The sequence below is a fragment of the Desulfosporosinus sp. Sb-LF genome (assembly GCF_004766055.1).
Taxonomy (GTDB): Bacteria; Bacillota; Desulfitobacteriia; order Desulfitobacteriales; family Desulfitobacteriaceae; genus Desulfosporosinus.
The window spans coordinates 114,655-138,640 of sequence record NZ_SPQR01000002.1 but is presented as its reverse complement, the minus strand read 5'-3'; the positions used below and the strand labels follow the sequence as shown (position 1 = coordinate 138,640).

At 41.1% G+C, this 23,986-nt stretch carries 18 protein-coding genes and 1 pseudogene; 15 read left to right on the top strand and 4 right to left on the bottom strand.

The features are described 5' to 3' along the window. The first annotated feature begins 92 nt into the window (after positions 1–92). The 3 genes from E4K68_RS03395 (at position 93) to E4K68_RS03385 (ending at position 5,796) form a co-directional block, all read left to right on the top strand. Complete coding sequence (locus tag E4K68_RS03395) at positions 93–3,191, top strand: efflux RND transporter permease subunit (RefSeq protein ID WP_135377342.1); 3,099 nt, start codon at positions 93–95, stop codon at positions 3,189–3,191. Then, the gene (locus E4K68_RS03390; RefSeq protein ID WP_243450249.1) at positions 3,175–4,407 is read left to right on the top strand and encodes an efflux RND transporter periplasmic adaptor subunit; all 1,233 of its coding nucleotides are present in this window, start codon (positions 3,175–3,177) and stop codon (positions 4,405–4,407) included. Before E4K68_RS03395 ends, E4K68_RS03390 begins: the two co-directional genes overlap by 17 nt. A 279-nt stretch (positions 4,408–4,686) precedes the next feature. Then, on the top strand, positions 4,687–5,796 hold the full coding sequence (locus E4K68_RS03385) for a recombinase family protein (RefSeq protein WP_243450248.1): 1,110 nt from the start codon (positions 4,687–4,689) through the stop codon (positions 5,794–5,796). Between the two features lie 81 nt (positions 5,797–5,877). Here the strand turns inward: E4K68_RS03385 and E4K68_RS03380 are convergent, their stop codons facing one another. After that, a complete protein-coding gene (locus tag E4K68_RS03380; protein WP_199241676.1) occupies positions 5,878–6,222 on the bottom strand; it encodes a hypothetical protein in 345 nt (114 codons plus the stop codon). Between the two features lie 324 nt (positions 6,223–6,546). Between E4K68_RS03380 and E4K68_RS03375 the strand changes: the two genes are divergently transcribed. The 4 genes from E4K68_RS03375 to lepB all read left to right on the top strand — a co-directional run bounded on the left by E4K68_RS03375 (position 6,547) and on the right by lepB (position 9,689). Beyond that, a complete protein-coding gene (locus E4K68_RS03375; RefSeq protein WP_135377341.1) occupies positions 6,547–7,224 on the top strand; it encodes a TetR/AcrR family transcriptional regulator in 678 nt (225 codons plus the stop codon). A 183-nt stretch (positions 7,225–7,407) separates the two neighbouring features. Next, the gene (locus E4K68_RS03370) at positions 7,408–8,019 is read left to right on the top strand and encodes a VC0807 family protein (RefSeq protein WP_135377340.1); all 612 of its coding nucleotides are present in this window, start codon (positions 7,408–7,410) and stop codon (positions 8,017–8,019) included. Positions 8,020–8,246: 227 nt separating this feature from the next. Continuing rightward, positions 8,247–8,882, top strand: a complete 636-nt coding sequence (locus E4K68_RS03365; RefSeq protein ID WP_199241675.1) for an alpha/beta fold hydrolase — start codon at positions 8,247–8,249, stop codon at positions 8,880–8,882. 264 nt (positions 8,883–9,146) lie between these two features. After that, positions 9,147–9,689, top strand: a complete 543-nt coding sequence (gene lepB, locus E4K68_RS03360; protein ID WP_135377339.1) for a signal peptidase I — start codon at positions 9,147–9,149, stop codon at positions 9,687–9,689. A 464-nt stretch (positions 9,690–10,153) separates the two neighbouring features. Here the strand turns inward: lepB and E4K68_RS03355 are convergent, their stop codons facing one another. Continuing rightward, positions 10,154–10,480, bottom strand: coding sequence for a hypothetical protein (locus tag E4K68_RS03355; RefSeq protein ID WP_135377338.1), 327 nt, complete (start codon positions 10,478–10,480; stop codon positions 10,154–10,156). A gap of 588 nt (positions 10,481–11,068) precedes the next feature. Continuing rightward, positions 11,069–11,243: pseudogene (locus E4K68_RS03350) on the bottom strand (IS110 family transposase); the annotation flags it as partial. Positions 11,244–11,745: 502 nt separating this feature from the next. Between E4K68_RS03350 and E4K68_RS03345 the strand changes: the two are divergent. The 7 genes from E4K68_RS03345 to E4K68_RS03315 all read left to right on the top strand — a co-directional run bounded on the left by E4K68_RS03345 (position 11,746) and on the right by E4K68_RS03315 (position 21,553). Then, positions 11,746–13,131 carry an SH3 domain-containing protein gene (locus E4K68_RS03345; RefSeq protein WP_135377337.1) on the top strand — a complete coding sequence of 462 codons (1,386 nt, stop codon included), beginning with the start codon at positions 11,746–11,748 and terminating at the stop codon, positions 13,129–13,131. 574 nt (positions 13,132–13,705) lie between these two features. After that, positions 13,706–14,734, top strand: coding sequence for an efflux RND transporter periplasmic adaptor subunit (locus tag E4K68_RS03340; protein ID WP_135377336.1), 1,029 nt, complete (start codon positions 13,706–13,708; stop codon positions 14,732–14,734). 11 nt (positions 14,735–14,745) lie between these two features. Then, positions 14,746–17,847, top strand: a complete 3,102-nt coding sequence (locus E4K68_RS03335; RefSeq protein ID WP_135377335.1) for an efflux RND transporter permease subunit — start codon at positions 14,746–14,748, stop codon at positions 17,845–17,847. Between the two features lie 367 nt (positions 17,848–18,214). After that, on the top strand, positions 18,215–19,207 hold the full coding sequence (locus tag E4K68_RS03330) for an aromatic acid exporter family protein (RefSeq protein WP_135377334.1): 993 nt from the start codon (positions 18,215–18,217) through the stop codon (positions 19,205–19,207). Positions 19,208–19,495: 288 nt separating this feature from the next. Then, on the top strand, positions 19,496–20,059 hold the full coding sequence (locus tag E4K68_RS03325) for a UbiX family flavin prenyltransferase (RefSeq protein WP_135377333.1): 564 nt from the start codon (positions 19,496–19,498) through the stop codon (positions 20,057–20,059). After that, on the top strand, positions 20,025–20,714 hold the full coding sequence (locus E4K68_RS03320; RefSeq protein WP_243450247.1) for a futalosine hydrolase: 690 nt from the start codon (positions 20,025–20,027) through the stop codon (positions 20,712–20,714). The genes E4K68_RS03325 and E4K68_RS03320 overlap by 35 nt, the downstream gene beginning before the upstream one ends. Further along, the gene (locus tag E4K68_RS03315) at positions 20,711–21,553 is read left to right on the top strand and encodes a 1,4-dihydroxy-6-naphthoate synthase (RefSeq protein ID WP_135377331.1); all 843 of its coding nucleotides are present in this window, start codon (positions 20,711–20,713) and stop codon (positions 21,551–21,553) included. Before E4K68_RS03320 ends, E4K68_RS03315 begins: the two co-directional genes overlap by 4 nt. Positions 21,554–21,620: 67 nt before the next feature. Here E4K68_RS03315 and E4K68_RS03310 read toward each other — a convergent pair whose 3' ends face one another. After that, a complete protein-coding gene (locus E4K68_RS03310; protein WP_135377330.1) occupies positions 21,621–22,508 on the bottom strand; it encodes a LysR family transcriptional regulator in 888 nt (295 codons plus the stop codon). A gap of 135 nt (positions 22,509–22,643) precedes the next feature. Between E4K68_RS03310 and E4K68_RS03305 the strand changes: the two genes are divergently transcribed. Next, positions 22,644–23,846, top strand: a complete 1,203-nt coding sequence (locus tag E4K68_RS03305; RefSeq protein ID WP_135377329.1) for an MFS transporter — start codon at positions 22,644–22,646, stop codon at positions 23,844–23,846. Positions 23,847–23,986 lie beyond the last annotated feature (140 nt).

The following is a 23,986-nucleotide window of genomic DNA, read 5'->3' as shown; positions in this document are numbered from 1 at the left end:
CGTGTCTTGACAAGCGGGGGACTTATAGATAAGGTTCTCAAATGCATAAAAAAAGATCAGTTAGTTACTAGAATAAAGGGGAAGTACGGAAAATGAATGTTACAGAAATATCGGTCAAAAGACCAGCGGCTATGTGGATGGTGGTCATACTATTTGTAGGGTTAGGAATCATCGGCTACAACAGCATGGGCGCCAATTTACTGCCAGCGATGAATATTCCCATAATCTCTGTCACGACAGCCTATAATGGCGCAAGTGCCGAGGACATTCGAAAAGACATCATCAAACCGATTGAAGATTCTGTCTCAGGGATCAGCGGGGTAGACACCATTAACTCGACCGCCAAAGAGGGATATGGTACAGTCACGGTGATGTTTAAAATGTCTGCAGATATCAATACCGCCTACTTAGATGTCCAAAAAGCGATAGAAACGACGTCAGCTGCTCTTCCTGCAAATGCTGGTAAGCCAGTGTTATATAAAATGGATACTAACGCCATTCCGATTTTGTTGCTTTCTATTAAAGGCGATACGGTTGGGAATGATGAACTTTACAATGAAGCCGATATCATCAAACAAGCGATCGAAAAGATTCCTGGTGTCGGTAATATTAATGTGAGCGGTGGAAGCAAGAAACAATTAATGATTAAGCTTGATAAATCTGCCATGGAGTATTATGGCATAGGTGTTAACGCTTTAATCGGTAAATTCAACTCCGCCAATGCCAACGTACCTGCCGGAGAAATTAAACAGGATAATGTTAATCAGTCAGTGAGAGTTATTGGGCAATTCCAAAAAATCGAGGATGCCCAAAATATGATGATCCCGACAGCCAATGGAGGAACGGTACGACTTGGCAATATTGCTCAGATTAGTCTGGAGGAGCCAGAGGCCACCTCCTTATCCAGGTTTAATGGCGGGCAAACAATAACCTTAGTTGTCGGCAAACAAAGTGATGCGAATGTTGTAGAAGTGGCTAAGAGTGTCAAAAAAGAATTAGAGACCATTAAAAAGACCATTCCCAGTGGAATAGAAATGGATATCGCCTTTGATACGACTACGTTCATCACAAATTCTTTATCTGAGGTAAAAACCAACCTTTTTGAAGGGATTATTATTACCGCTTTAGTCCTATATGCCTTTTTCCGCAGTTTCAGATCCTCCTTCGTCGTTTTAATATCGATACCGACCTCGCTGATTGCGACCTTTTTTATGATGTATAAACTAAATTTCACCTTAAATATGATGTCCCTGATGGGATTATCGTTAGTTGTTGGTACCTTAGTGGATGATTCGATTGTTGTCCTTGAAAGCATTCAGAGGCATCTGGATAAGGGTAAAGGCCTATTCAAAGCTGCCATTGATGGTCGGATGGAGGTCGGAATGGCCGCCGTGGCGATTAGTCTCTGCGACATTGTTGTCTTTGCTCCGGTATCTTTGATGTCCGGCATGATTGGCCAGTATTTTAAAGAATTTGGTTTGACCATCGTTGTAGCAACGATGTTTTCTCTGCTGGTATCCTTTACGATTACGCCGATGCTTGCCTCAAGACTCTTAAAAACAGAAAAGAAAGAGGTCACTCCTGAACATAAAAAAGCAGGTCTTTTTGGTAAAGTTACGAAAAAATATCGTGAGGCCCTCATATGGTCACTGGAACACAGGAAAAGAGTCCTATTATTTGTCCTAGTAGGAATAATTTTAAGCTTTGCACTGGTTCCTTTGGGAGCCTTAAAGACAGAATTTGTACCGACCGCCGATCAAAGCAGTTTCAGCGTTGATATTGCCCTTGCCCCTGGTTCGACCTTAAAGCAGACGAATGATAAGGTCGCCTTGCTAGAAAGTTATTTGCATGATACAAAAGAAGTCAAAAGCTACTTTGCCATGATCGGCCTAACTGGGCAAAACAGCAAAGATAAATCCGTTGCCCAAATCTATGTCAATCTGGTTCCCAAAGGCGACCGTAAAAAAACCCAGAGTCAAGTTGCCAGTGAAGTTCGTAGCTTCGGGAAAAGCATGACTGGTGTAGAGTTTAACGTAGCAGAATCTAATTCTGGGGGAGGTTCTTCGAAGCCTGTTTCCATCAGTATTAAAGGAAGTAACCAGGCTACACTCGAAACTCTGTCCAAGCAGGTAGAAAATGTGATCAAGACAGTTCCCGGTGTCACAGATGTTAGTAACACCTCGGATGCCAAAAGCAGTGAACTAAGAGTTACCATGGATAGTCTTGCTGCTGTGCAGGCCGGGATTTCCACCACCGATGTCGGTAGTACGATTCGAATGGCTTTGCAGGGTGCCAACGCCGGGGTATTTAGATCCAATGATTCGGAAAATGATATTACCCTTAAATTCATGGATGGACAGATTAAGAATGCCGAAGATATTAAATCCATAAAAATCATGAGTCAAGCAGGTAAGCTAGTCCCTCTAAGTCAGGTTGCTACTGTGGTTCGAGCCGAGAATCAACCCTCCTTATCGAGAGAAGATAAACAGGACGTTATTACCATCGGAGCCAATCTCCAAGGACGGGTGCTAGGCGAGGTTACGAAGGATATTCAAGATAAAATGAAAACGGTTACTGTTCCTTCAGGCTACACCATAAGTTATGGTGCAACTCAGAAGAATATGGCCGATTCCTTTGCTTCACTTGGCTTGGCGTTAGCTGCGTCTTTGGCGCTGGTATATATGATCTTAGTTGTGCTTTATGAGTCCTTTTTAACTCCGGCCATCAGAATGATTTCCCTTCCCTGTGCGATCATTGGAGCTCTTCCCTTCTTGGCTTTAACCGGACAAACCCTAAATATGATGTCGTTTATTGGTTTAATTATGCTGGAAGGACTTTCCGCGAAGAATGGTACCTTGTTAATCGACTATACCAATACGTTGATGCATGAAGGCATGAGCTTAAAAGATGCTCTGATTCAATCAGGGACCACAAGGTTAAGACCTATTATCATGACGAGTGCAACGATGATTGTTGCCATGCTTCCAGTCGCTCTGGGAATGGGTGAAGGCAGTGAGATGAAAAAGAGTATGGCCATCGTAATTATTGGGGGAATGGTCATGTCAACGTTACTAACACCGATTGTTTTGCCCGTTGTTTATACCATAATGGATGATTTAACAAAACGTTTCTTCAAGAAAAGAAAAACAATAAATACCGGGGAGGTTCAGCAAATTGAAATCGGATCTTAGCAAAATTGGGCTGTTTAGCAGGGTAAAGCAATCTGGTTTTAAGAAAAGAAATGTATTGATCGGCATACTCTTAATAGCGGTTGTCTTTGGCGGAGTTTATGGTCTTAAACAAAAAAAAGTTGTGGCCGAAGTGACTATAAAAAACATTAAGACACAAAAGGTAACGCTTGCTTCGTTGTCGACCATAGTAGACTACGCGAGTAAATTTGATCCGGCCCAGGAAGTACAGGTTTTCCCCAAGACAGGAGGAAAAGTTTCAAGTATCAATGTTGATATCGGTGATCAAGTGACCGCAGGACAGGTGCTCTTCAGCTTAGATACGGCAGAGCTTCAGGCTCAGTTGCAAATACAACAGGCGGCCTTGGCCACAGCCCAGGCAAATTTAGCGAGAACAAGCTTAACGTCTGAACAAACCTTAAATAAATCACAAATAACCTATAATGATGCTAAAAACAATTATGAAAAGACAAAGACCTTATACGATGCTGGAGCCGTTTCCAAGCAAGAATTGGACGGTACCAAAACCAAATATGATAATGCCACGATTGATCTCAAAGCGGCTCAAGGAGATTTAGCATCGGCAGCTGCAGCGGCACAAGTCGAACAATCGAAGGCAAGTGTGAGTTCTGCTCAGATTCAGCTTAATAATGTCACCGTAGCCTCTCCTATTTCGGGAATAGTATCGGTGAAAGATGTTAAAGTTGGAGGAATCGCCAGTAGTCAATCAGGGTCAGTGACTGTGATTGATGCCAGTAATATGATGGCGGAAATCAACGTTCCAGATATTGTGATCGGCAAAATCAAGGTTGGACAAACAGTGCCTGTGAGCATCAATGCCGCAAAGGATAAAAGTGTGTCGGGAGTCATCGACAAGATTAGTCCTAACGCCAATTCAAAAGACAATTGCTATCTGGTGAAAGTAAAAATTGATAACTCGAAGCGTGAATTAACCGCAGGCATGTTTATCAAACTATCGCTACCCGCTGAAAGCAAAACTAATATATTGACAGTTCCCAATGAAGCCCTTAAAATTGAAAATAATGTAAATTATTTATTTGTAGTGATCGATGGGATGGTCAAAAAGGTGGCGGTGTCAGTGGGTATTTCCAACAATAAAAGTACCGAAGTAGCCGGAAATATCACCGAAGGCATGAATGTCATCACTGAAGGACAGAGCTTCTTAAATGAAGGAGAAAAAGTTAACATGGTTCAATAGTGTACTCCATAATAAATGGGATGTCTTTGGGGACATCCCATTTATTTATGGGCATTATTTATGACAGCATGGGGGCTTTCAGATAGAATAGTAAACGGGACAAGGTACCAACGAACAGGACGAGGGGACAGGTACCTCGTCCCTCTTATATAGCTCTATTGGGATGACAAGGAACGTATGTGTTACCTCATAGTAAGTTCTAGAGTACATCTATGTCTCATAGACAGGGCACGTTGGTGTTACTTCATTGAAGTTTTTTGGTTTATGTTCCCATAGACGATGCAGGAGGAAAGCCGAAGCATCTCTGAAAATGTTACTTGGGGTCAAAGAAAGCGATTTGCAGATGGGAAGGTCAGCTTGCCATATGGACAATTCCTTGGTTACGAAAAGGGCAAGGATGGTTTGCCGAGGATTGTGGAATCGGAAGCCGTCACCGTTCGGTTGATTTATCGGCTTTTCCTTGAAGGCAAGACGCAATCAGGTATTGCAAAACACCTCACACAAAGCGGAGTGCCAACACCATCCGGTAAAGTAAAATGGCCGGTCAGCACGGTTGAGAGTATTCTCACCAACGAAAAATACAAAGGCGATGCAATGTTGCAAAAGACATTCACAGTGGACTTTCTCACCAAAAAGAAAAAAGTCAATGAGGGCGAGATTCCTCAGTATTATGTTGAGAACAGTCATCCAGCGGTTATCGAACCCGAAATATTCGATATAGTTCAATTTGAGATGAAACGCCGTAAAGAAAAAGGCGGGCACCACAGTGGGGCCAGCTGTTTCTCAAGTAAACTAGTTTGCGGTGAGTGCGGCCATTTCTATGGATCAAAGGTGTGGCACTCCACCAGCAAATACCGCCGCACGATTTTGCAATGCAACTATAAGTTCAAAGGTTCCGAAAAATGCGGAACACCACACTTCGATGAAGCCACCCTTAAGCAGTTATTTTTAAATGCCTTTAACCAACTGATAACAAACAAGTATGAAATCATGGAAAACTGTGAAATGATCAAGCAGGTATTGACAGACAATGCCGCCTTGAATTCTGAAGCTGAAAACCTGCAAAGCGAGATTGCGGTGGTTACAGAGCTGATTCACCAATGTGTAGATGAGAATGCCCGCTCGGTTATCGATCAGGTTGAATACCAACAACGCTATAATGGGCTTGTGGCACGATACGAGAAAGCCAAAAATACACTTGAAAAAATTGAGGAGCTTCGTCAAGCCCGTCGGGTGAAGAGAGAGCAACTGGATGCCTTTCTTGCTACGTTGCTACGGCAGGATTCTGTTTTGATAGAGTTTGACGAAACTCTTTGGTTTGCGGTGATGGATAAAGTCACGGTCTATGCTTCCATGATATCCAGTTTACTTTTAGGGATGGTATGGTAATTGAAGCGTAATATTTATCACAGAAAAAGAACCCGTAAGGTGGTCAGTTTAATGTCTACCTTGCGGTTTTTTTTTTGTGGTTTAAACGCTAAGCTCATTTATTAAATTCCTAAAGGTAAAATAAGCCGGTTTTGGTGAATAATCATCCCTCATGATACCATATTGATGGAAAAGCTCCTCTTTGGAACTGTCTGCATCCCGGAGTCCAAAAAGCTCATAATGAGAAATATTAAGCTCATGGCGCAAATTACAAATCTTTCGGATAATTGTTTCCAGAATCTTCGTTTGTTGTTCGAAAGACCTTTCTATATTGGCAACAGGGTTCTTTCCTGCAGGCCATCCGTTTTCTGTAACACGTATTGGAACTGAAGCAGTGATACCGGCTTTAATCAAATCTTTTTGCCTCAAATTACGAAGGCTAGCCATCCTGTTCACCTGTTACTTTTTATATCATCAAGCTGATTAGGAATTATGCTAACCTTTAATCATCTACATTGTTTCAATATTTCCGAAAATAGCATTTGTATCCGTCATGAGTCTTTAAATCGTGAGATTTTATCTTACATTTACTTTAATTTAGCTTCAATGTTTCTAAAGACCTCTTTTGTGATTAAACAGAAAATAATGTACAAACTAAAAGAATTAATAAAATTTATGATACCATAATTTGTCTGTAAAGTTTTCGCCTCTATATTTGACAAGATTATAAGGAAATGCTATGACTTATTTATTGAATGAATAAATAAGTCAATGAAAAAGGTGATTATAATGCCACGTAATAAAATGGAAAATCAACGCATTCGGGATTCACAACGTGCAAGTATTTTAGAAGCAGCTAAAGGAGTCTTTGCTCGAAAGGGTTGGGCTAGCACCGTAGCGGATATTGCAGCTGCCTCTAAAGTGAGTCAGGGACTAATTTATCATTATTTTTCAAACAAGGAAGCCATATTTAGCGAACTCATGGCAAAAGCCATTCAATCTGATTCGTTATCGTTTGAGACAGTCCTTAAATCTGAAGGAACACCTACTCAACGTCTGGAAACGCTAATTACAAGAATAATCAAATACAGGCACGAATCCATCAAAACAATTGGAATTACCGTTAAACTGGCGATGGATGTTCCGTCGACAGGTAATAACCACGAAATCATGCGAAGGATACTTCAAAATCTACCGAGTGAAGATTCGGAGGTAAAAGACCTTCAAGAATTAATGAAGAAACGATTTCAATCTCTGCGTGATGTTATCACTCAGTTGATTGTTGAAGGTCAAAACAGCGGTGAGTTTGCGCTGGACAATCCTTCTAAGTTGGCACTAATGATAATCACTTGTATTGAAAGCCTAACAAGGTTTGCACTAGATCAACTGGAATATTTTGAAAAATATTATCCATATACCGAAATTATCATGCGTATGTTAAAACCATAAGCCAAATATATCCATTTTCTGCTTATTAAACTAAAAATTATTTAAACTAGTGCCCCCAGAGGCACTCTATCTACAGAACTAATTTCTATTTTTGTTTTTCATTCCACAGGCAGAGACATACTAAAACATATTTGTTGTAAAAATAAAGTACAAAAGAAATAAACTTTAAAGGAAGTAGATGAAATGTACTCAGTCGAGGATAGAAATCAACGCATTAGGCATGCACAAAAGAAACTAATTCCCAATTTAATAATAAACTTGATCCTACCTTGGTTATTATACGTAGTTTTACGTCCACATTTTACTAATGACACCATTCCTCTTGCCATATCGGCTATCATTCCTACTATAAAGACTATAGTTCAGTGGGTAAGTCATCGCCGATTTGATTGGATTGGATTTGTGAGTATTACTATTTTAGCAATAGCGTTAATAGTAACTTATCTCTCAGGTGGCAGTGCATTGCCACTTAAGCTTATTCAACCCGCAATATTCGGATTGATTGGCTTAGTGTTTCTTGGATCAGTTCTGGTAGGAAGACCATTGTTAGTTATAATGGTTGGCACTTTCAGGCGTCAAAACAATGAGCATTTTAACAATCCGTTAATGCTTAAGAAACTGACAATTATGACTGCATTGTTTGGTGGAGTATCTTTAATTGGAGCGTTGACACACATTGTAACGGCGTTAATATTACCAACTAGTGCCTTTCTCGCGGTAAATAATTTAATAAGCATTGCAATAATTGCAGCTTTGATATTATTTGCAAAAGTGATTGTTCCGAAAATTAAATAGCTATTTCAGAGCTGAGAATTACCATTTTGCATTTTACGTCTTGTTCGGGAAAGGGCTCAAAAACTAGAACGCCCTATTGGAGGTGCTTTAATGTATTTTATTTCTAACTGTATTAATCTGCACTATGTCGACAAGGGAAATGGCAGACCGCTTATTATGCTTCATGGATTAACAAGTAATTCTGAAATGTTTAAAATTGAAATTGAAATTTACAGAAAAATTATCGTGTGATCGCCTTAGATTCACGAGGACATGGAAAATCCGATAAACCTTTACAGTACACGTTGGATGACCATGTTAAAGATGTTATTTCCCTGCTAGATCATTTAAAAATAGAGCGGGCAAGTATCCTTGGTGTATCAATGGGAAGCTATATTGCGCAGGGAGTAGCTGTAACCCATCCAGAAAGAGTTGATAAACTAATCCTTGTGGTTCCAAAGTCAAATGGAAAAACCACATCAATGAAGGAACTTTTGGCTCGTCATAAAGATGAATTAAAGGGATTAGGCGGAGAAGAACAGATGCAATTTTTATCAAAGCATATCTATCATAATTTTTCTGCAATACAAAAAAGAATAACGGAAATAGGTCAATATGAAACAATATTAACTTCTGAGCAACAAGAAGCTGCCAGCAAAGCATTGGAAGCGTTTGATTTTCGTCAACAATTGCCTTATGTAATTGCTGAAACACTTGTTATTAGTGGAAAGTATGACGGTCTTAATCCGCCAGAAAGAGGAAGAGAAATAGCTATACTTTTGCCACATGCGTCTTTTGTAGAATTTGAGAATTCTGGTCATATTCCTCCAGCAGAAGAACCCGAACGCTTTTTAAAAGTAGTTACGGATTTTCTTGAACAATAGGATTTTTCTTGAAGAATAATTGTTTATTTTAATGTCAAATAAAAGGAGTGCTTAAAGTGAATTTATCAAGTGGGGAAACGTGGGTATTAACTTTGGTCGTAGTGATTGCAGCCAGATATATTCTCGGGATTTTATATCGAAAAATCAGAAAGAAATAATTACTCAGTCGTAAAAAAACATGGTATGAAAGCCGACGAAGCAAAGTAATAAATGCACCCCGTTGATTACATTATGAGGTGAGTTCACTTAGTTAAAGGAGAAAAAATGGTCAATAAATCAAGAAGTATTTATAAGTTTTTGTTTGAGACGCTAGAGATCTTAATTTTTGCGTTCGTACTATCATGGGGATTACGGAGTACTATTGTTGAGGCAATGACTATTCCATCAGGTTCGATGTTACCTACTATTCAATTACAAGATAGAGTAATAGTTGACAAAATATACTATAAATTTTCGGGGATAAATAGAGGAGATATTATAGTTTTTAACCCGCCTAAAAATGTAAGTAATCCAACTGGTGGGCCGTGGATAAAAAGAGTTATTGGTTTGCCGGGAGATATTGTACAAATTAAAGATGGGCAAGTATATATTAATAGCAAAGCCTTAACAGAGCCTTATGAAATGGCAAAACCGGATTATAATTATGGGCCATTATTAGTTTCTGCAAATTCGTACTTTGTATTGGGTGATAATCGAAATAACAGTCTTGATAGTCATATCTGGGGAGTATTGCCGACTAAAAACGTTATTGGAAGAGAAGTGTTTAGGTACTGGCCATTTGATGAATTTGGATTGCTTGCCAAATAATTAGAATATCAGAATAGTAAAGGCCAGAAATTTTGACACTCTGGCTTTTACTTTTTTTAATATGAATCACCATCTGATTTTAATAGGAAAAAATAATTCCACCAAGTGATAAATCGCTCCATATTTGCACCCCCCTGAAAAATGCACCCCCTTTGAGAACAAGGGAACATATAATTAATTTGTATCAATTATTGAGTCATTAGACATCTAAACTCTCGAATTTGGTGGAGATACATAACAGAAGCCTTGAGGTACATGAAGTTGTACGGCCTCAAGGCTTTTTTGCATTTCAGCAATAAACTTTCATCAGACCGTCACCAATATTAGTTACGTTGTTTCCAAAAGGGGATACCATTTATTGTCCAGCGGCGTTCCTGTAAGTCTTAGTAAGATCGGTTATTTCTACAGATGTTTCAAATGAGTAATGTTATTTTTCTGCTCAAAAGAAAAGACCACCTTGAATGTTACTTCAAGGTGGTCTTAATAAACGATGACTTTATCGACGTAGCTGTCGATAAACTTCTTGCATTCTGGGATGTTTTCTCAGTTACGAATTGCTTAAACATCTTGAACATATTCCGTAGCTTTTCCTCTGTTACTTCAACCGCTGTGTTCCTAATGCTCAGCTGCTGGATGGATATCTCCAAGGACTGTTTTTCTTGTTCTAGATCAGTCATGCGGGTCTTGAAGAATTCGTGATATAAACCATTTTCAATAGCTGTTATGACATTGGCTATTTGTTGCTTGATTTCCTTTAGTTTGATCTCCATTTCTAAAACTTCTTCACTCATGTTAGTGATGTTTCAGCTGGTATTCATTTAGCATTTGAACTAGATGAGGAATGGCCTTATCATTGAACGACTGCTGCTCTAGCTGAAAGACCCCTTGAAAGACGTGATCTGAGAATCACAACCTATCTGGAGGCCGAGCTTTACGACCAGTTGATAGAGAAGTACTTTGAGGAAATTAAAGCCTTTACTGCAGTAGAAAACATAAATAAAGGTAAGCTCAATTCAATATTTAAGAAAATTGGAGAAAAGGCAGTTGAAAGAGGTTAAGATACAGTAACTAATAAGTTGCTGGATGTTGGCTGGTATATGCGATGTCACAAATAATGCAATTAGTTAAATAACAGAAGCAAGCGTTAAACCAAGCCCTTAATTTTCATGTAGACTGAGAAGGTAGAGAGGTTACTCAAAAGGTTTATATATAAAAACGCCAGTACCTCTGAATTTACTACCTCAACACCTGGGTAACGGCAGTTCCCCATATAGAAATTTATTAACGTGACAGGGCACGTAGGTGTTACTTCATTGAAGGTTTTAAGGAGATTTATGTCTCAGAGACAGGTCACGTGGAGTGCTTAAAAGTGCTATATCGTTATCATTTTTCACTTTTCTTAAGTCGAAGTTCTTGGTAGAATGGACACACAAGGGGTTAAGCGCAAAACCCTTGAGGCCATCGATTTCAAGAAGAAGAGTGGTAAATGAAAGATACCCGTAGATTCTACGAAGTAATGGGCTTTCGATTTAACCGCTCTTCTTCTGGCTTAACCCATCTACATGGTTAAGTCAAAGATACGTTCAAGGAAGGAAAGGGAAATCCTGTAGGAAATGTTATGCTTCCTTTTTGTTCTAAAGGAAAGGTTATGGTTCCAAAGTTAGGGAATCTAGCTAACTCAAAGGTCGGGAAACGGCCTGTAACGGAAAAGATATCGTTCTGTAGTTGGAAAAGAAATGAGTTAAGCTACAATAAATGACGAAAGCCTTGAGGTACATAAAGTTGTACGGCCTCAAGGCCTTTTTTGCATTTTGGTAAGAAATTTCTGTTATCACCGTCACCAATATTAGTTACGTGGTTTCCAAATGGGAATCATCCATTACCTACCTTAACTAGATCCACAAGGGTTATCGCCCTGTCACCACTGCTCTAGGATTAGCTCCTAGGGCTATTTTCTTTAGAAGACAATTTATTAGGATGATATTTTCTCGAAAGTTAAGGAGGATACTTGTAAAGATATAGAGAATAACCATAAAACTGGAGGAGGGGCAAATAAATGTATAAATATGTAGTTAAACTCTTTATGCTCATATGCATAGTCATCGCTATCAACGGGACTATCAGACCGGTGGCTGCCTATGAATTTAGCAAGATGCCTAATGTCCATAATGAAATGCTTCGTGCAGATTATTGGATCAAACAATTACCGAATCCTGATAAGATTATAATGTCTGTTGAGGAAATTGATAATTTCAATCAAGATATACAGCGAGATGTTCCTGGATCAGTCTTAGATTTAAAGACTTATTCGGAATCACTCTCCCGTGCTCAATTATGCCAGTTATTAGACCGATCTTTTCCGGATGAGCCATCTTACATAGGGGATCAAGCGGTAGAGCCTGGGTTCTGGACTGAACTCCAAAAGCAGATTAGCTTAGATAGTATTGAAGAGACAAATCAAGTTAAATATGGTTTTACAGTAAGGCGCTCTAACCTAAAAACTTTCCCGACTGACAACATAATTGGAGATGAGCCAGGCGATCCTGGATTTGATCTTTTCCAGGACAGTTCGGTTTTAGCAGCGGAACCTCTTCTGATTTTGCATCACAGTGCGGACCAGCAATGGTATTTTGTGCAAATATATAATTATGCAGGCTGGTTACCGGTTGCAGATGTGGCTATCAGTGATCGAGAAACTTGGCTTGAATACCAAGAAGAGAAGGAATTTTTGGTGGTAACTGCCAATCATCTCAAACTTGATGCCAATCCACTTGCCCCGGAGATTTCTGAGTTGGAGTTTAGCATGGGGTGCAAACTGCCCCTGGTAGGTGCGACTGAGTCTAGCGTTGCTCTGGATATGCGCGTAGCCCATGGAAATTATCTGATAAAAATACCGACTCGGAATGCGGTTGGTCAACTAGTATTTAAAATTGCAGCACTACCTATCTCCAATGAAGTTGCTGAAGGTTATTTACCTTATACTCGGGCTAATATCATTCGCCAGGCCTTCAAAATGCAAGGAGATCGTTATTGCTGGGGAGGTATGCTGAATGGCCGTGATTGTTCTTCACTGGTCATGGAGTTATATCGCTGTTTTGGTTTCCGACTGGCACGCAATACCGATGCCCAAGAGATTTCTACTGGGAAGACGATTAGCTTTAATAATCATGATCGAGTTGAGAGAGCGACCCTTATGAATCAGATCATGCCGGGAGCTGTACTATACTTTTCCGGTCATGAGATGCTTTACGTGGGAGAAGAAGGTGGGCGTTATTATGTGATCAATGCTCTGGGCGGATATGATCGCTATAAAACTGGGGATGGTGAACTGGAAACGGTCCGGGTGCGAAGTGTAGTGGTTAATGATCTATCCTTAATGCGGTACAATGGAAACCAGTGGCTGGATGAGCTTACCACAGCCAAGCAACTGGAAAAACCTTAATAAATGCCAGATCATAGCCCAGCGTCCTTATCGATAGAATGCTGGCTATTTGCGAAATATTGTAGCCCTTAATTACCCTCTTCATTTGTACTTTTCGTTCCGGTAATTACAAACTTGATCAACTGTCTAAATATAGTTAGAGCAATATATTAGAACTGCTAAATTCATAGCAAAATAACAAATTTTAACAGGTCAATTGAACAGGAATCACTGCTTCAATGTTGGGTTTCCAGCAATGTAAGTTTGCCTCCGCCATACATAGGCGATAAGAGAGTCCTTTGGGGCTCTTTTTGTAGCATTACAATATGTGCAAATTCTTTACATTTTCCGTTATGTCGGGATACCAGTGAGAAGGCTTCCCTGGAATCGGTTAGAGATAGTTTCGCTATTTCTAAAGGTAGTTTAAAGGATTAGAGTATAAGATTAACCTGAAAAGTTATGTGCTTAAATAATACTGGATATTTGGGCCTTGATTGGAGGTGAATTTTAGAATAAACTTTATTTCGGTATATATGAATAAGGAGAGGTGATTGCTGTCGTGAGGAAAATAATCCTATTATTAGTCCTAATTTTCATGCTATTAATTAATATTGTTGGTTGTAATAAATCTACAGCTACAAGCCAGCCTACCCAAGCAAATGCCAACGGACAGGGTCAGGCCCAGAGTGTTTCAGTTATTAAAGTGAATAAATCAGCTTTAACCAATACCATATCCGTCGTCGGGAAGATTCTTCCCAGTGAAGAGATTACAGTGTCGCCTAAATCAGCTGGTCGGGTTGAATCAGTTCAAAAGGATGTGGGACAGGAAGTTAGCGCCGGAGAAGTTCTGATGGCACTGGAAAGCAGTGATTCAGCCCTTCAAATTGAAAAAACACGCATTCTGCTTGATGACGCCAAGCGCAATTCGGACCAGAAGAAAACGCTTTTGGATTCCGGAGCTATTTCAAAATCTGAATTCGATACAGCTCTAAATACATATAATACTTATCTTCTTACCATGCAGCAGAACGAAAACGACCTAGCTAACGCCCAGGTTAGGTCCCCTATTAATGGAATCGTAACCGCAAAAAATGTCGGCTTGGGAGAAACCGTTTCAAGCAGTACGGCGGCATATACCATAGTAAATATAGATAAAGTGCTAGTTAACGCCAGCTTAATGGAAGACGAGGTTAATTACGTTAAGGTCGGGCAGGCAGTCGATATTGTTGTTCCTGCCATATCCAATCAAACATACAAGGGAATCGTAGCCAAGATTAGCCCCTACGCTAGTGATAAAGATAAAACCTATCCTATGTGGGTGGAGGTTGATAATCAGAAACGGGTATTAAAACCAGGAATGTTTGCCGAGATAAAACTGAAGTATAACAGGCTGGAGGCGGTAATCTCCGTTCCGAAAGCTGCCATAGTTGATAAGGGCGACAAAAAAGTAGTCTACGTAGTTAACGTGGACAAAGCAGCGGAGCGCCCTGTCAAGACAGGGATAGACTTGAATGGAATGGTGGAAATCACTGAGGGGCTTAATTCGGGGGATATCCTAATAACCAGCGGGTTACAAACCCTAAAGGACGGTAAGTCTGTAAGCATTAAAGCTGAAGGGAAGTAGGATATAATACCATGAATATTACTGGATTTTCTATCAAACGTCCCGCCGGGATCACCATGATTATCATGTTCTTTGTGGTTCTCGGACTCTACAGCTATAACCGCATTGGGGTAGATTTGCTTCCCGCCATAAATACACCTGTTATCACTGTACAGGCAGACTACCCGGGAGCTAGCGCCGAAGAGGTTGAGAAACAGGTAATTAAACCGATAGAGGATGTTATTTCTTCCACCTCCAAATTAAAAACGTTAAGCTCCACGTGTAATCAAGGCTCGGGTTTTGTTGTTCTGCAGTTTGACCTCAGTGCCAATGTTGATCAAGCCACCATGGATGTTAGCAAGAAAATAGAGAGCATTAAAGACCACTTGCCTGATAGTGTCAAGAATATCCAGGTCGAAAAGCGGGACATCAATGACCAGCCTGTGATGTTTCTGGGGATGAGTTCATCCTACTCTAAGGTCACGACGTACAATATGGCCACTAATACGATCAAGGATCGCCTGCAAACGATTACTGGAGTAGCTGATGTCTCCATTTCCGGAGGTAGACAGGAAGAAATCGCCGTAGAAGTCGACAAGGATAAGCTCGTATACTATGGGGTTTCCCTCAATAGCATAATCAGTAAGATTGGGGCCGAAAACACCAACTCACCCGCCGGCAAGTTGAATCTGGAAAAGGATTATGATCTGACGGTTACGGGTGAGTTTAAGAGTGTTGATGAGATCGCCAACCTGACCATAGCCACTTCCGCCGGTGGGACTGTTCCATTAAAAAATATCGCCACAGTTAATCGGCAGATCAGTAGTGTCCAGTCCAGCAATCGTATTAACGGAGAGGACCAGGTTGGGATTCAAGTTTTCAAGCAGAGCGATGCCAGCGTGGTTAAAGTCGGAGCAGGTTTAAGACAGGAAATCGAGCAGTTGAAAAAAGATTACCCTGATTATAACTTTTATGTTTCCTATGACGCCTCTGCCTATGTGAATAAATCCTTAAATAATACGATGGAAAGCATTTTTGAAGGCATGTTCACCGTAGCCTTGGCTCTGTACTTCTTCTTGAAAGAGCGGCGCTCCATGGTTACAGTTCTCATCGCCATCCCAACCTCCCTGGTGGCCACCCTTTTTGCTATATACGTGGCCGGATTTACTTTCAATATCATGTCTCTGATGGCCATGGCCCTATGTATCGGGATTCTAGTTGACGACTCTATTGTTGTATTGGAAAACATCCACCGGCACATGCATATGGGAAAATCCTCGGAAAAAGCCGCTTTGGAAGGTCGGATGGAAATTGGCATGGCCGCCATTGCCATTACCCTGTGCGATGTGGTGGTCTTTTTACCGATTGCTTTCATGAATGGCATGGTGGGACAGTTTTTCCGACAGTTTGGTTTAACGGTCGTTTTTGCCACTCTTTTTTCTCTCTTTGTTTCATTTACTGTAACCCCGATGTTATCTTCAAAGTTTTACAAGACGGGTTTAAACAAAAAACACTTCCGTATGTTCGACTACGTAGACGCCTTGGGTTTCAAGATTAAAGATTTTTACGAAAAAACCTTGCGTGGGGCATTGAGGCATCCAAAGAAGATTTTAGCTGTTGCTTTACTTGTGTTTATAGGGTCAGTAAGCCTTATTCCTCTTCAGGTGGTGGGCATTGAATACATGCCCCAATCGGATGAAGGAAGCTTTTCCATTAACTTGGAGCTTCCCGTAGGTACTCCTTTTGAACAGACTGATGCGGGTCTGCTTAAGATTGAACAGTATGTAAAAGCTATTCCGGAATTGGATAATTACCGATCGAGAGCATCATCCAACTCGGGATCGGTCAATGTGCAGCTGAAGGACAAAAAGGCTAGAAAACGTACCGTTGTTCAGGTTTCTGACGAGGCACGTGCTTGGTCCATGAAACAGTTTCCTCCTGGTACCGTTAGAATAAGCGTGGCCAGTGCCTCAATTGCAGGAATGCCTGGCATGGGCGGCGGCCCAGGCGGTGGCGGCGGCAACGTCCAAATTCAGGTATTGGGTCCGGATAATGACAAGCTCGTAGCAATATCGAATCAAGTCGTAGATATCCTTAACCAGACTCAGGGGTCCAAGGATGTGAACAGCAATTGGCGGGTTGGTCAGCCCCAAATTGAAGCTGTCATCAACCGGGATCGGGTTAAATACTTCGGAGTAGCCATGGCGGATGTCAACAAGTCATTGCAGACGGGAATCACTGGAGCCACAGCCGGAACATTTGTGGACCAGGGTCTGGACATAAATATCAACGTCCGCTTTAAAGACGGCAATAAGATACCCGTTGAGGATTTACGCCGGATTCCCATCAATTCAGGAGGACAGACCATCGCCCTGGGCAATCTGGTGGATTTCAAGCAAAGTGTGGGTCCTAGATCTATCCGCCGGGAGGATAAGCAGAGAACTATTACTGTTTCCTGCAATCTAAATGGTCGTCCCCTTCAAGAGTTTACGAGTGAGGTCAATGCGAAGATTAAGGCTGCAGGCATTGATCCCATGTATACCGTCCGGTTTTCCGGCCAGGCCCAGTCCATGAATGATACCTTCACGCAAATGATTTCAGCCATGCTGCTTTCCATTACTCTAGTTTATATGGTTTTGGTAGTTTTGTATGAATCATTTTTAACACCTTTCATTCGCTTATTCTCTTTACCGCTAGGTTTCATTGGTGCTTTAATTGCGTTGGCCATCACCAAGAATACCCTCAATCTATACTCAATGATTGGATTTATCATGATGGATGGGCTAGTAGCCAAGAACGGAACATTGCTGCTGGATTATACATTGACTCTCATTGAGCGGGGCAAAACCCCTCGGGATGCAGTTATTGAAGCCGGTTTGACCCGTCTCCGGCCAATTGCCATGACTTCCCTGACCATGATTTTCGGGATGTTGCCCACTGCCTTGGCCATCAGTGAAGGGTCGGAACAACGGGTAGGCATGGCCTGGGTCTTAATCGGAGGCCTAATTTCATCGACTGTTTTTACTTTAATTATTATTCCAATTCTCTTTTTAGGCTTTAACAGACTGAAGGGAAAACTTAAACAATTTTTCTGGCCAAAAGATAGTATAAAGAAGCTTGATTTGCCAACTTAACTCCAGCCAACGGTTCATAGGTTTTCACAATGGAAACATTTTTCTGGCGTAGGATTGGAAAAGTATGCTACGCCTTGTCAATCTAAACCACCAATTTTTATAAAATAAATGATAAAAGCCTTGAGGTACACACTTTTGTACAAACCTCAAGGCTTTTAGCTTTAAACTTAGACGTTCCATTACTTTTGAGAAGGACGATGGAGGTGCACTTTCGGAGTAGAATGAATTGGACAAATAAATCGTTATCCAGAACGCTGGTTACAGATGGGAATCCAACTACATAAGGTTATTAACATTGAGGTAATGGCAAAACGGCGATAGAGGGTATAATATACCTATTGCCATTTTTAGTAGAGGGAGGAAAAATATGAAGTTTGGTTGGCGAATTGTAAAAACAGGAATTGCCGTTTGTTTATGTGTCCTTATTGCGCATCTCCTGCATTTGGAATATCCGTTTTACTCCGCAATCGCAGCTGTAATTGCTTTACAAGCAACCCTGGCTGATTCTTTTAAACAGGGTGTGAACCGATTAAAAGGCACCTTAGTAGGAGCGGCGTTCGGATATCTTTTTGCCTTAGTTGCTATCAATAATCCGTTATGGATTGGACTCGGGGTTGTCGTCACGTTTGTTGTACTCAACCATATGCGTTGGAACGAAGCCATGAATATAGCAAGTATTGTTTTTATCGCGATCACACTTAACATAGAGGGAGACCCTTTGAATTATGCATTCAACCGTTTAGCAGATACTGCCCTTGGTATTCTCATTGCCTTTTTGGTTAATTGGCTCGTTTTCCCTCCAAAGTACAAAGATGAGGTTGAAAATGCTTTCGATAAGTCACGTGATCAGGTGATCAAAATTTACAGGTTAGCTTTCCGGGCGCTCCTTGATTCCGAAAAGTCGGTTGATAAAGAGGCAATCCAAGATCTAAAGGAAAGCATAAAACACTCTAAAAAGTTAGTAACCCTATCTCGAAGAGTGAATTTGTGGGGGAAAGTCGACGAAACGTTTAGATTAGTTTATGTAGAGCCGATGAATCGTTTAGAACGTATGAGCTTCGCAGTAGAACAGATCCTAGCACTCAGAAAAGGATGGATAAGACCATTTTCAGCTGGACTTGAGCGTGATCTTACAAAGCTTTTGTCGCAAAGCTTTTATTTACTCTCGTTAATTATGGATCCAAAGGCTTTAGTTGCGCCATCCATTTATCTAGAGACAACTGTACTAATGAAGTTAATTCATGACAGCATTGAAACCGAACAAAATTATGCAGGTTCAAATAAAGGATATTTGTTAGAATTACTTCATTGGGTTGAAGAAATTACGAAAGCGGCAAGTGGGTGTTTGCGTATAGACTAGGCTATTCACTATAACCTCAATGTTGCTTTACGAGAAAAGTTGAGAGTATTTGATTAGCTAGAAGTTCGATTTGAACTTCTAGCTATGTATATTGTTATCACAAGCATTATTCAAAAACAGGCATTTCTTTAAGCAGTTATTATAAAGATGTTCCGGATATAGAGGAAAAACGGCAATAGGGATATAATATAACTATTGCCGTTACCCTATATCGAAGAATAAGTCATCTTCAGCGGATGTGGGTAATAGATGAGGAAATAAACGATTCATACGGGAAGGAGATGAAACATGGAAATTGTTGTTGGGGTTACTGGGGCAACGGGAACAATATACGCGATGAATTTGCTGAGAACCTTAAAAGACACAGGTATGGTGAAGACTCATCTTATAATGAGTGACTGGGCTAAGGAGAATTTGGAAATAGAAACGAATGATTCCTTAGAGGATATAGAGAGTTTAGCGACTGTGGTCTATGAGAATAAGAACTTAGGGGCAAAAATCTCGAGCGGATCCTTTATTACGGATGGCATGGTTATTGTGCCTTGTAGTATGAAAACACTAAGTTCAATAGCTCATGGGTATGATGATAATCTCATTTCAAGAACAGCGGGGGTAATGATCAAAGAAGGAAGAAGCCTAATATTGAGTCCTAGAGAGACTCCGCTAAGCCCTATCCATATAGAAAATATGCTGAAGTTATCAAGAATTGGGGTTAAAATGGTTCCGCCAATGCCGGCTTTTTATAATCATCCTCAGAGTATAGAAGACTTGATAAATCATCATGTTATGAAAATACTGGACCAATTTGGAATTGAGTATGCTGGAGTTAAGCGGTGGAATGGGGGACAATAATATGCTTTCCGATAAAAACCGCATTCTCATCGTAACTGCTGTGTCAGCAGAAAAGGATGCTGTGCTGCGTGGGTTACAGACTAATCAAACAATCGATGTCTTGGTGGCGGGTGTAGGTCCCGTGGCTGCCGCAGCGAACACAGCGAAGGTATTGGCGACAAATGTATACGGATTGGTTATAAGTACGGGTATCGCTGGGGGCTTTTCTGACAGAGCGGAGGTCGGAACCCTCGTGGTCGCAGATGAAATTGTTGCTGCAGACCTAGGGGTGGAGACCCCGGAGGGGTTTAGTAGTTTTGATGAGCTAGGCTTTGGTTCCACCAAGGTTCAGGTAGATATTAACCTATTGAATCGGGTGACCGGTGCTTTGCGTGCGGCGAAGCTGCCAGTTATTAACGGTCCAATAATCACGGTATCTACGGCGACTGGTACGGCTGTCAGTGCTGCAGAAAGGTCCAGGCGGGTGCCAGGCGTTGCCGCCGAGGGGATGGAAGGGTATGGAGTCGCTCTTGCTGCCTATATTTATGGAGTGCCTGCTTTGGAAATTCGGGCTATCTCAAACCAGGTCGGACCACGTGATAAGAACGCGTGGCGTATTAAAGAGGCTTTGGACGTCTTGGAAAAAACTTTCTCAGTATTGGAGGATTTGCTATGAAAATTGCGTTTTCACCTTGTCCTAATGACACGTTTATTTTCCACGCTTGGGTACACGGACTCATTCCCGGGGCACCAAAGCTTGACGTAACCTATGCAGATATCGATATCACGAATGGTTTGGCAGCCAGCTCGAGCGGGCCGGATGTGGTGAAAATTTCGTACGCGGCACTACCATGGGTGTTATCAGACTATGCGTTGCTACCTTGTGGGGGCGCGTTGGGTAGAGGCTGTGGCCCCCTGGTATTGACCTCAAATAAAGTAGCTGCGGATAAGGGACCGGCGGTACTGGCTGGACGACGGGTGGCTGTACCTAGTGAACGATCCACCGCCTACTTGCTATTTAGGCTGTGGGCAGCTCAACAGGTGCCAGGAGGCGTAGGTGAAATTGTGGTGATGCCCTTCCAAGAGATTATGCCAGCGGTACGCGATGGGGCAATCGACGCGGGGCTTGTAATTCACGAGGCACGCTTCACTTACCCGGCGTATGATCTAAGGCTCTTAGCCGATTTAGGAAGCTGGTGGGAGTCTGATACCCATTTGCCGATTCCCCTGGGCGCGATTATTGCTCGTCGTTCTATGGATTTGGGTACCGTCTCAGCTTGGATTAGGGCTTCACTTAACTATGCTTGGGCAAATCCAAAGGCGTCCCAGGAATATATACTTCAACATGCTCAAGAGTTGTCCAGTGAGGTAGCAAACGCACATATCAATCTTTATGTGAATGAGTTTTCCGAGAATCTTGGCGAAAAAGGGTATGAGGCAATAACTGCCTTACTTAGTCGAGCCATGCAAGAAGGGCTAGTGCCAGAGTTTGATTTGGCAGCACTGAAACGATAGAACGATGGGAACATTGAAACAACCACCTTAAGTTCACTTAGGGTGGTTGTTTTTTTAGTTAGCTCTTTTATATGTGTTTAGATAGATCACTGTTTTCTACAAAGGACTTAAATTGTGTTACGGCAGGCGACATGTATCCATCCGTTCTCCAAACCATTTGAATTCCGATGATGCAATGAGGTTTACAGACGCGAATCAGTGAAACTTTTTCCAGATCAAGTCCTGGCATAAATGGAATAAGTGCAACGCCAAACTTCGCTCCGACAAGTCCAGCGACGGTCCTCTCTTCAAAAGCTTCGAAAGACATTATCGGTTGGAACCCAGCGTCAAGGCAAAGCTTCTCAATCACATCATGCAGTGCAGTTTCAGGTTTATATAGTACAAATGGATCACTGGCTACCTCACACAAATCGACTTGCTTTCTGTCAGCAAGTCGGTGGTCTTTGTGAACAATTAGAAATAACTCTTGGTTCATAATGAGGAAAGAACTTATAGTTTCGATAGGTTCTTGCGTCGAACAGAAGCCGATATCTACTTCTGCAGATTCTATCTGGCTCACGATTTTCTTCGTAGTATCTTGGGTTAATTGGAATCGTATTCCAGGTACCTGTTTTTGAAATGCGCTAATCAAATTGGGTACAAAACTTGATCCTAGCGGCTGAATGAACCCAAGTAAGAGGGTGCCGTGAAAGGGATCTACCATATTGCTGATTTCTTGCTTTGCTTCGGCTATTTCCCACAAAGCTCGATTTGCATGTTTTAGAAAAATTTCCCCATACCGGTTTAAGGCTACACCACGACTTTTTCGTTCAAACAATGGAACCCCTACCTCTTCTTCCAGTCGGGAGATCGACCGACTTAGGGCAGGTTGTGAAAGAACTAATTCTACGGAGGCCTTTGTAAAACTACATAGATTTGCCAGTGTTTGAAAATATTTAAGCTGATGCCAATCCATTATAATTACTCCTGAAAGTTAATCGTATATTACAATTATGCATTAAAACTATGCAAAAGACAATTAGCTGTGCATAGTTGAAAGGCGTATAATAAAAAAGTTGTGTAAAATAAATTGTAGTTGGAGTGATTAAGTTTGAACAAAGAAAAGTTATGGACTAAGGACTTTATTAGCATAACGGGCATTAGCTTTTTTATTTTTTTAGCCTTTTATGTATTAATTACAGTTCTCCCGTTGTATCTGGTAGGCACTCTTCATTTAGGCACGGATAAAGTTGGCTTAGTGTTTACCGTATTTTTATTGGCAGCTATTCTTATTCGCCCTTTTGCGGGAGAGTGGGTGAGCAAATATTCTCAGAAAAAGATTCTCATTTATTCGGCTGTTGCTTTTTTCATTGCCACGATGCTTTATCCTTTCGCTACAAATATTGGGGTATTACTCATTTTGCGTGTTCTCCATGGGATAACGTTTGGCATTATCACCACGGTGAAAGGAACGATCTGTGCTGAACTCATTCCAGCTTCAAGACGTGGAGAAGGATTAAGCTATTTCTCATTAGCTATGTGCCTGGCTATGGTGTTTGGACCATATATTGGGCTTAATTTTGCAAATATAGATGCTTACAATATCGCTTTCATCACTTGTATGGTTATTTCGGCTGTAAATATTGTTCTTGCTCTGGTCATACGAATTCCTCAAGACTCAGGAGTAAATAGTTCGTCAGAGAAAGGTGAATTTTCGTGGAATGACCTATTTGATAAAAAGGCTGCACCATTTGCCTTTGCAACATTCATTTTAGCATGTGCCTATTCAGGTATTTCAGCCTTTTTACCTTTGTATGCAAAGGGTTTAGGCTTAGTATCGGCAGCCAGTTATTTCTTTATTATTTATGCCGTATTCATTCTAATTTCTCGCCCGTTTACAGGACGCTGGTCTGATCAATGGGGTGCAAAAGTTATCATATATCCTTGCTTGCTTCTTTTTGCTTTAGGAATGTTTTTGTTGAGCCAAGCTCACTCGAGTGCCATGATCTTACTGGCCGGAGCTATTATTGGTATCGGGTATGGTTCGGTAACACCTGTATTTCAAACACAAATCATTAGTTCAGTGGAGCCTCATCGGGTAGGAATCGCTAACTCCTTATTCTTTAACTCGATGGATGCCGGAATGGCACTTGGTGCGTATATCTTAGGGACTGTCGCAGGCATTGCAGGCTATGGCAGCATTTATGAGATTGGAGTCGTGTTAATTATTATTGCTGGCCTTCAATATTTTGTTCTAACACAAAAGAAAGAATTACTGCGAACCCAGTCTGATCCTTCTGTTTTGAATAACTAGAAGTTTGGTATTCTGTAGTAGGTAACGTTCTCCGCTAACATTATGTCGATTAGACAGTCCGAAAGGGCTGTTTTTATTATGTATTCAATTAGGTTAAAGAAGGAAAATCACAGCTTCTGTGGAATATTGTCAGATAAGAG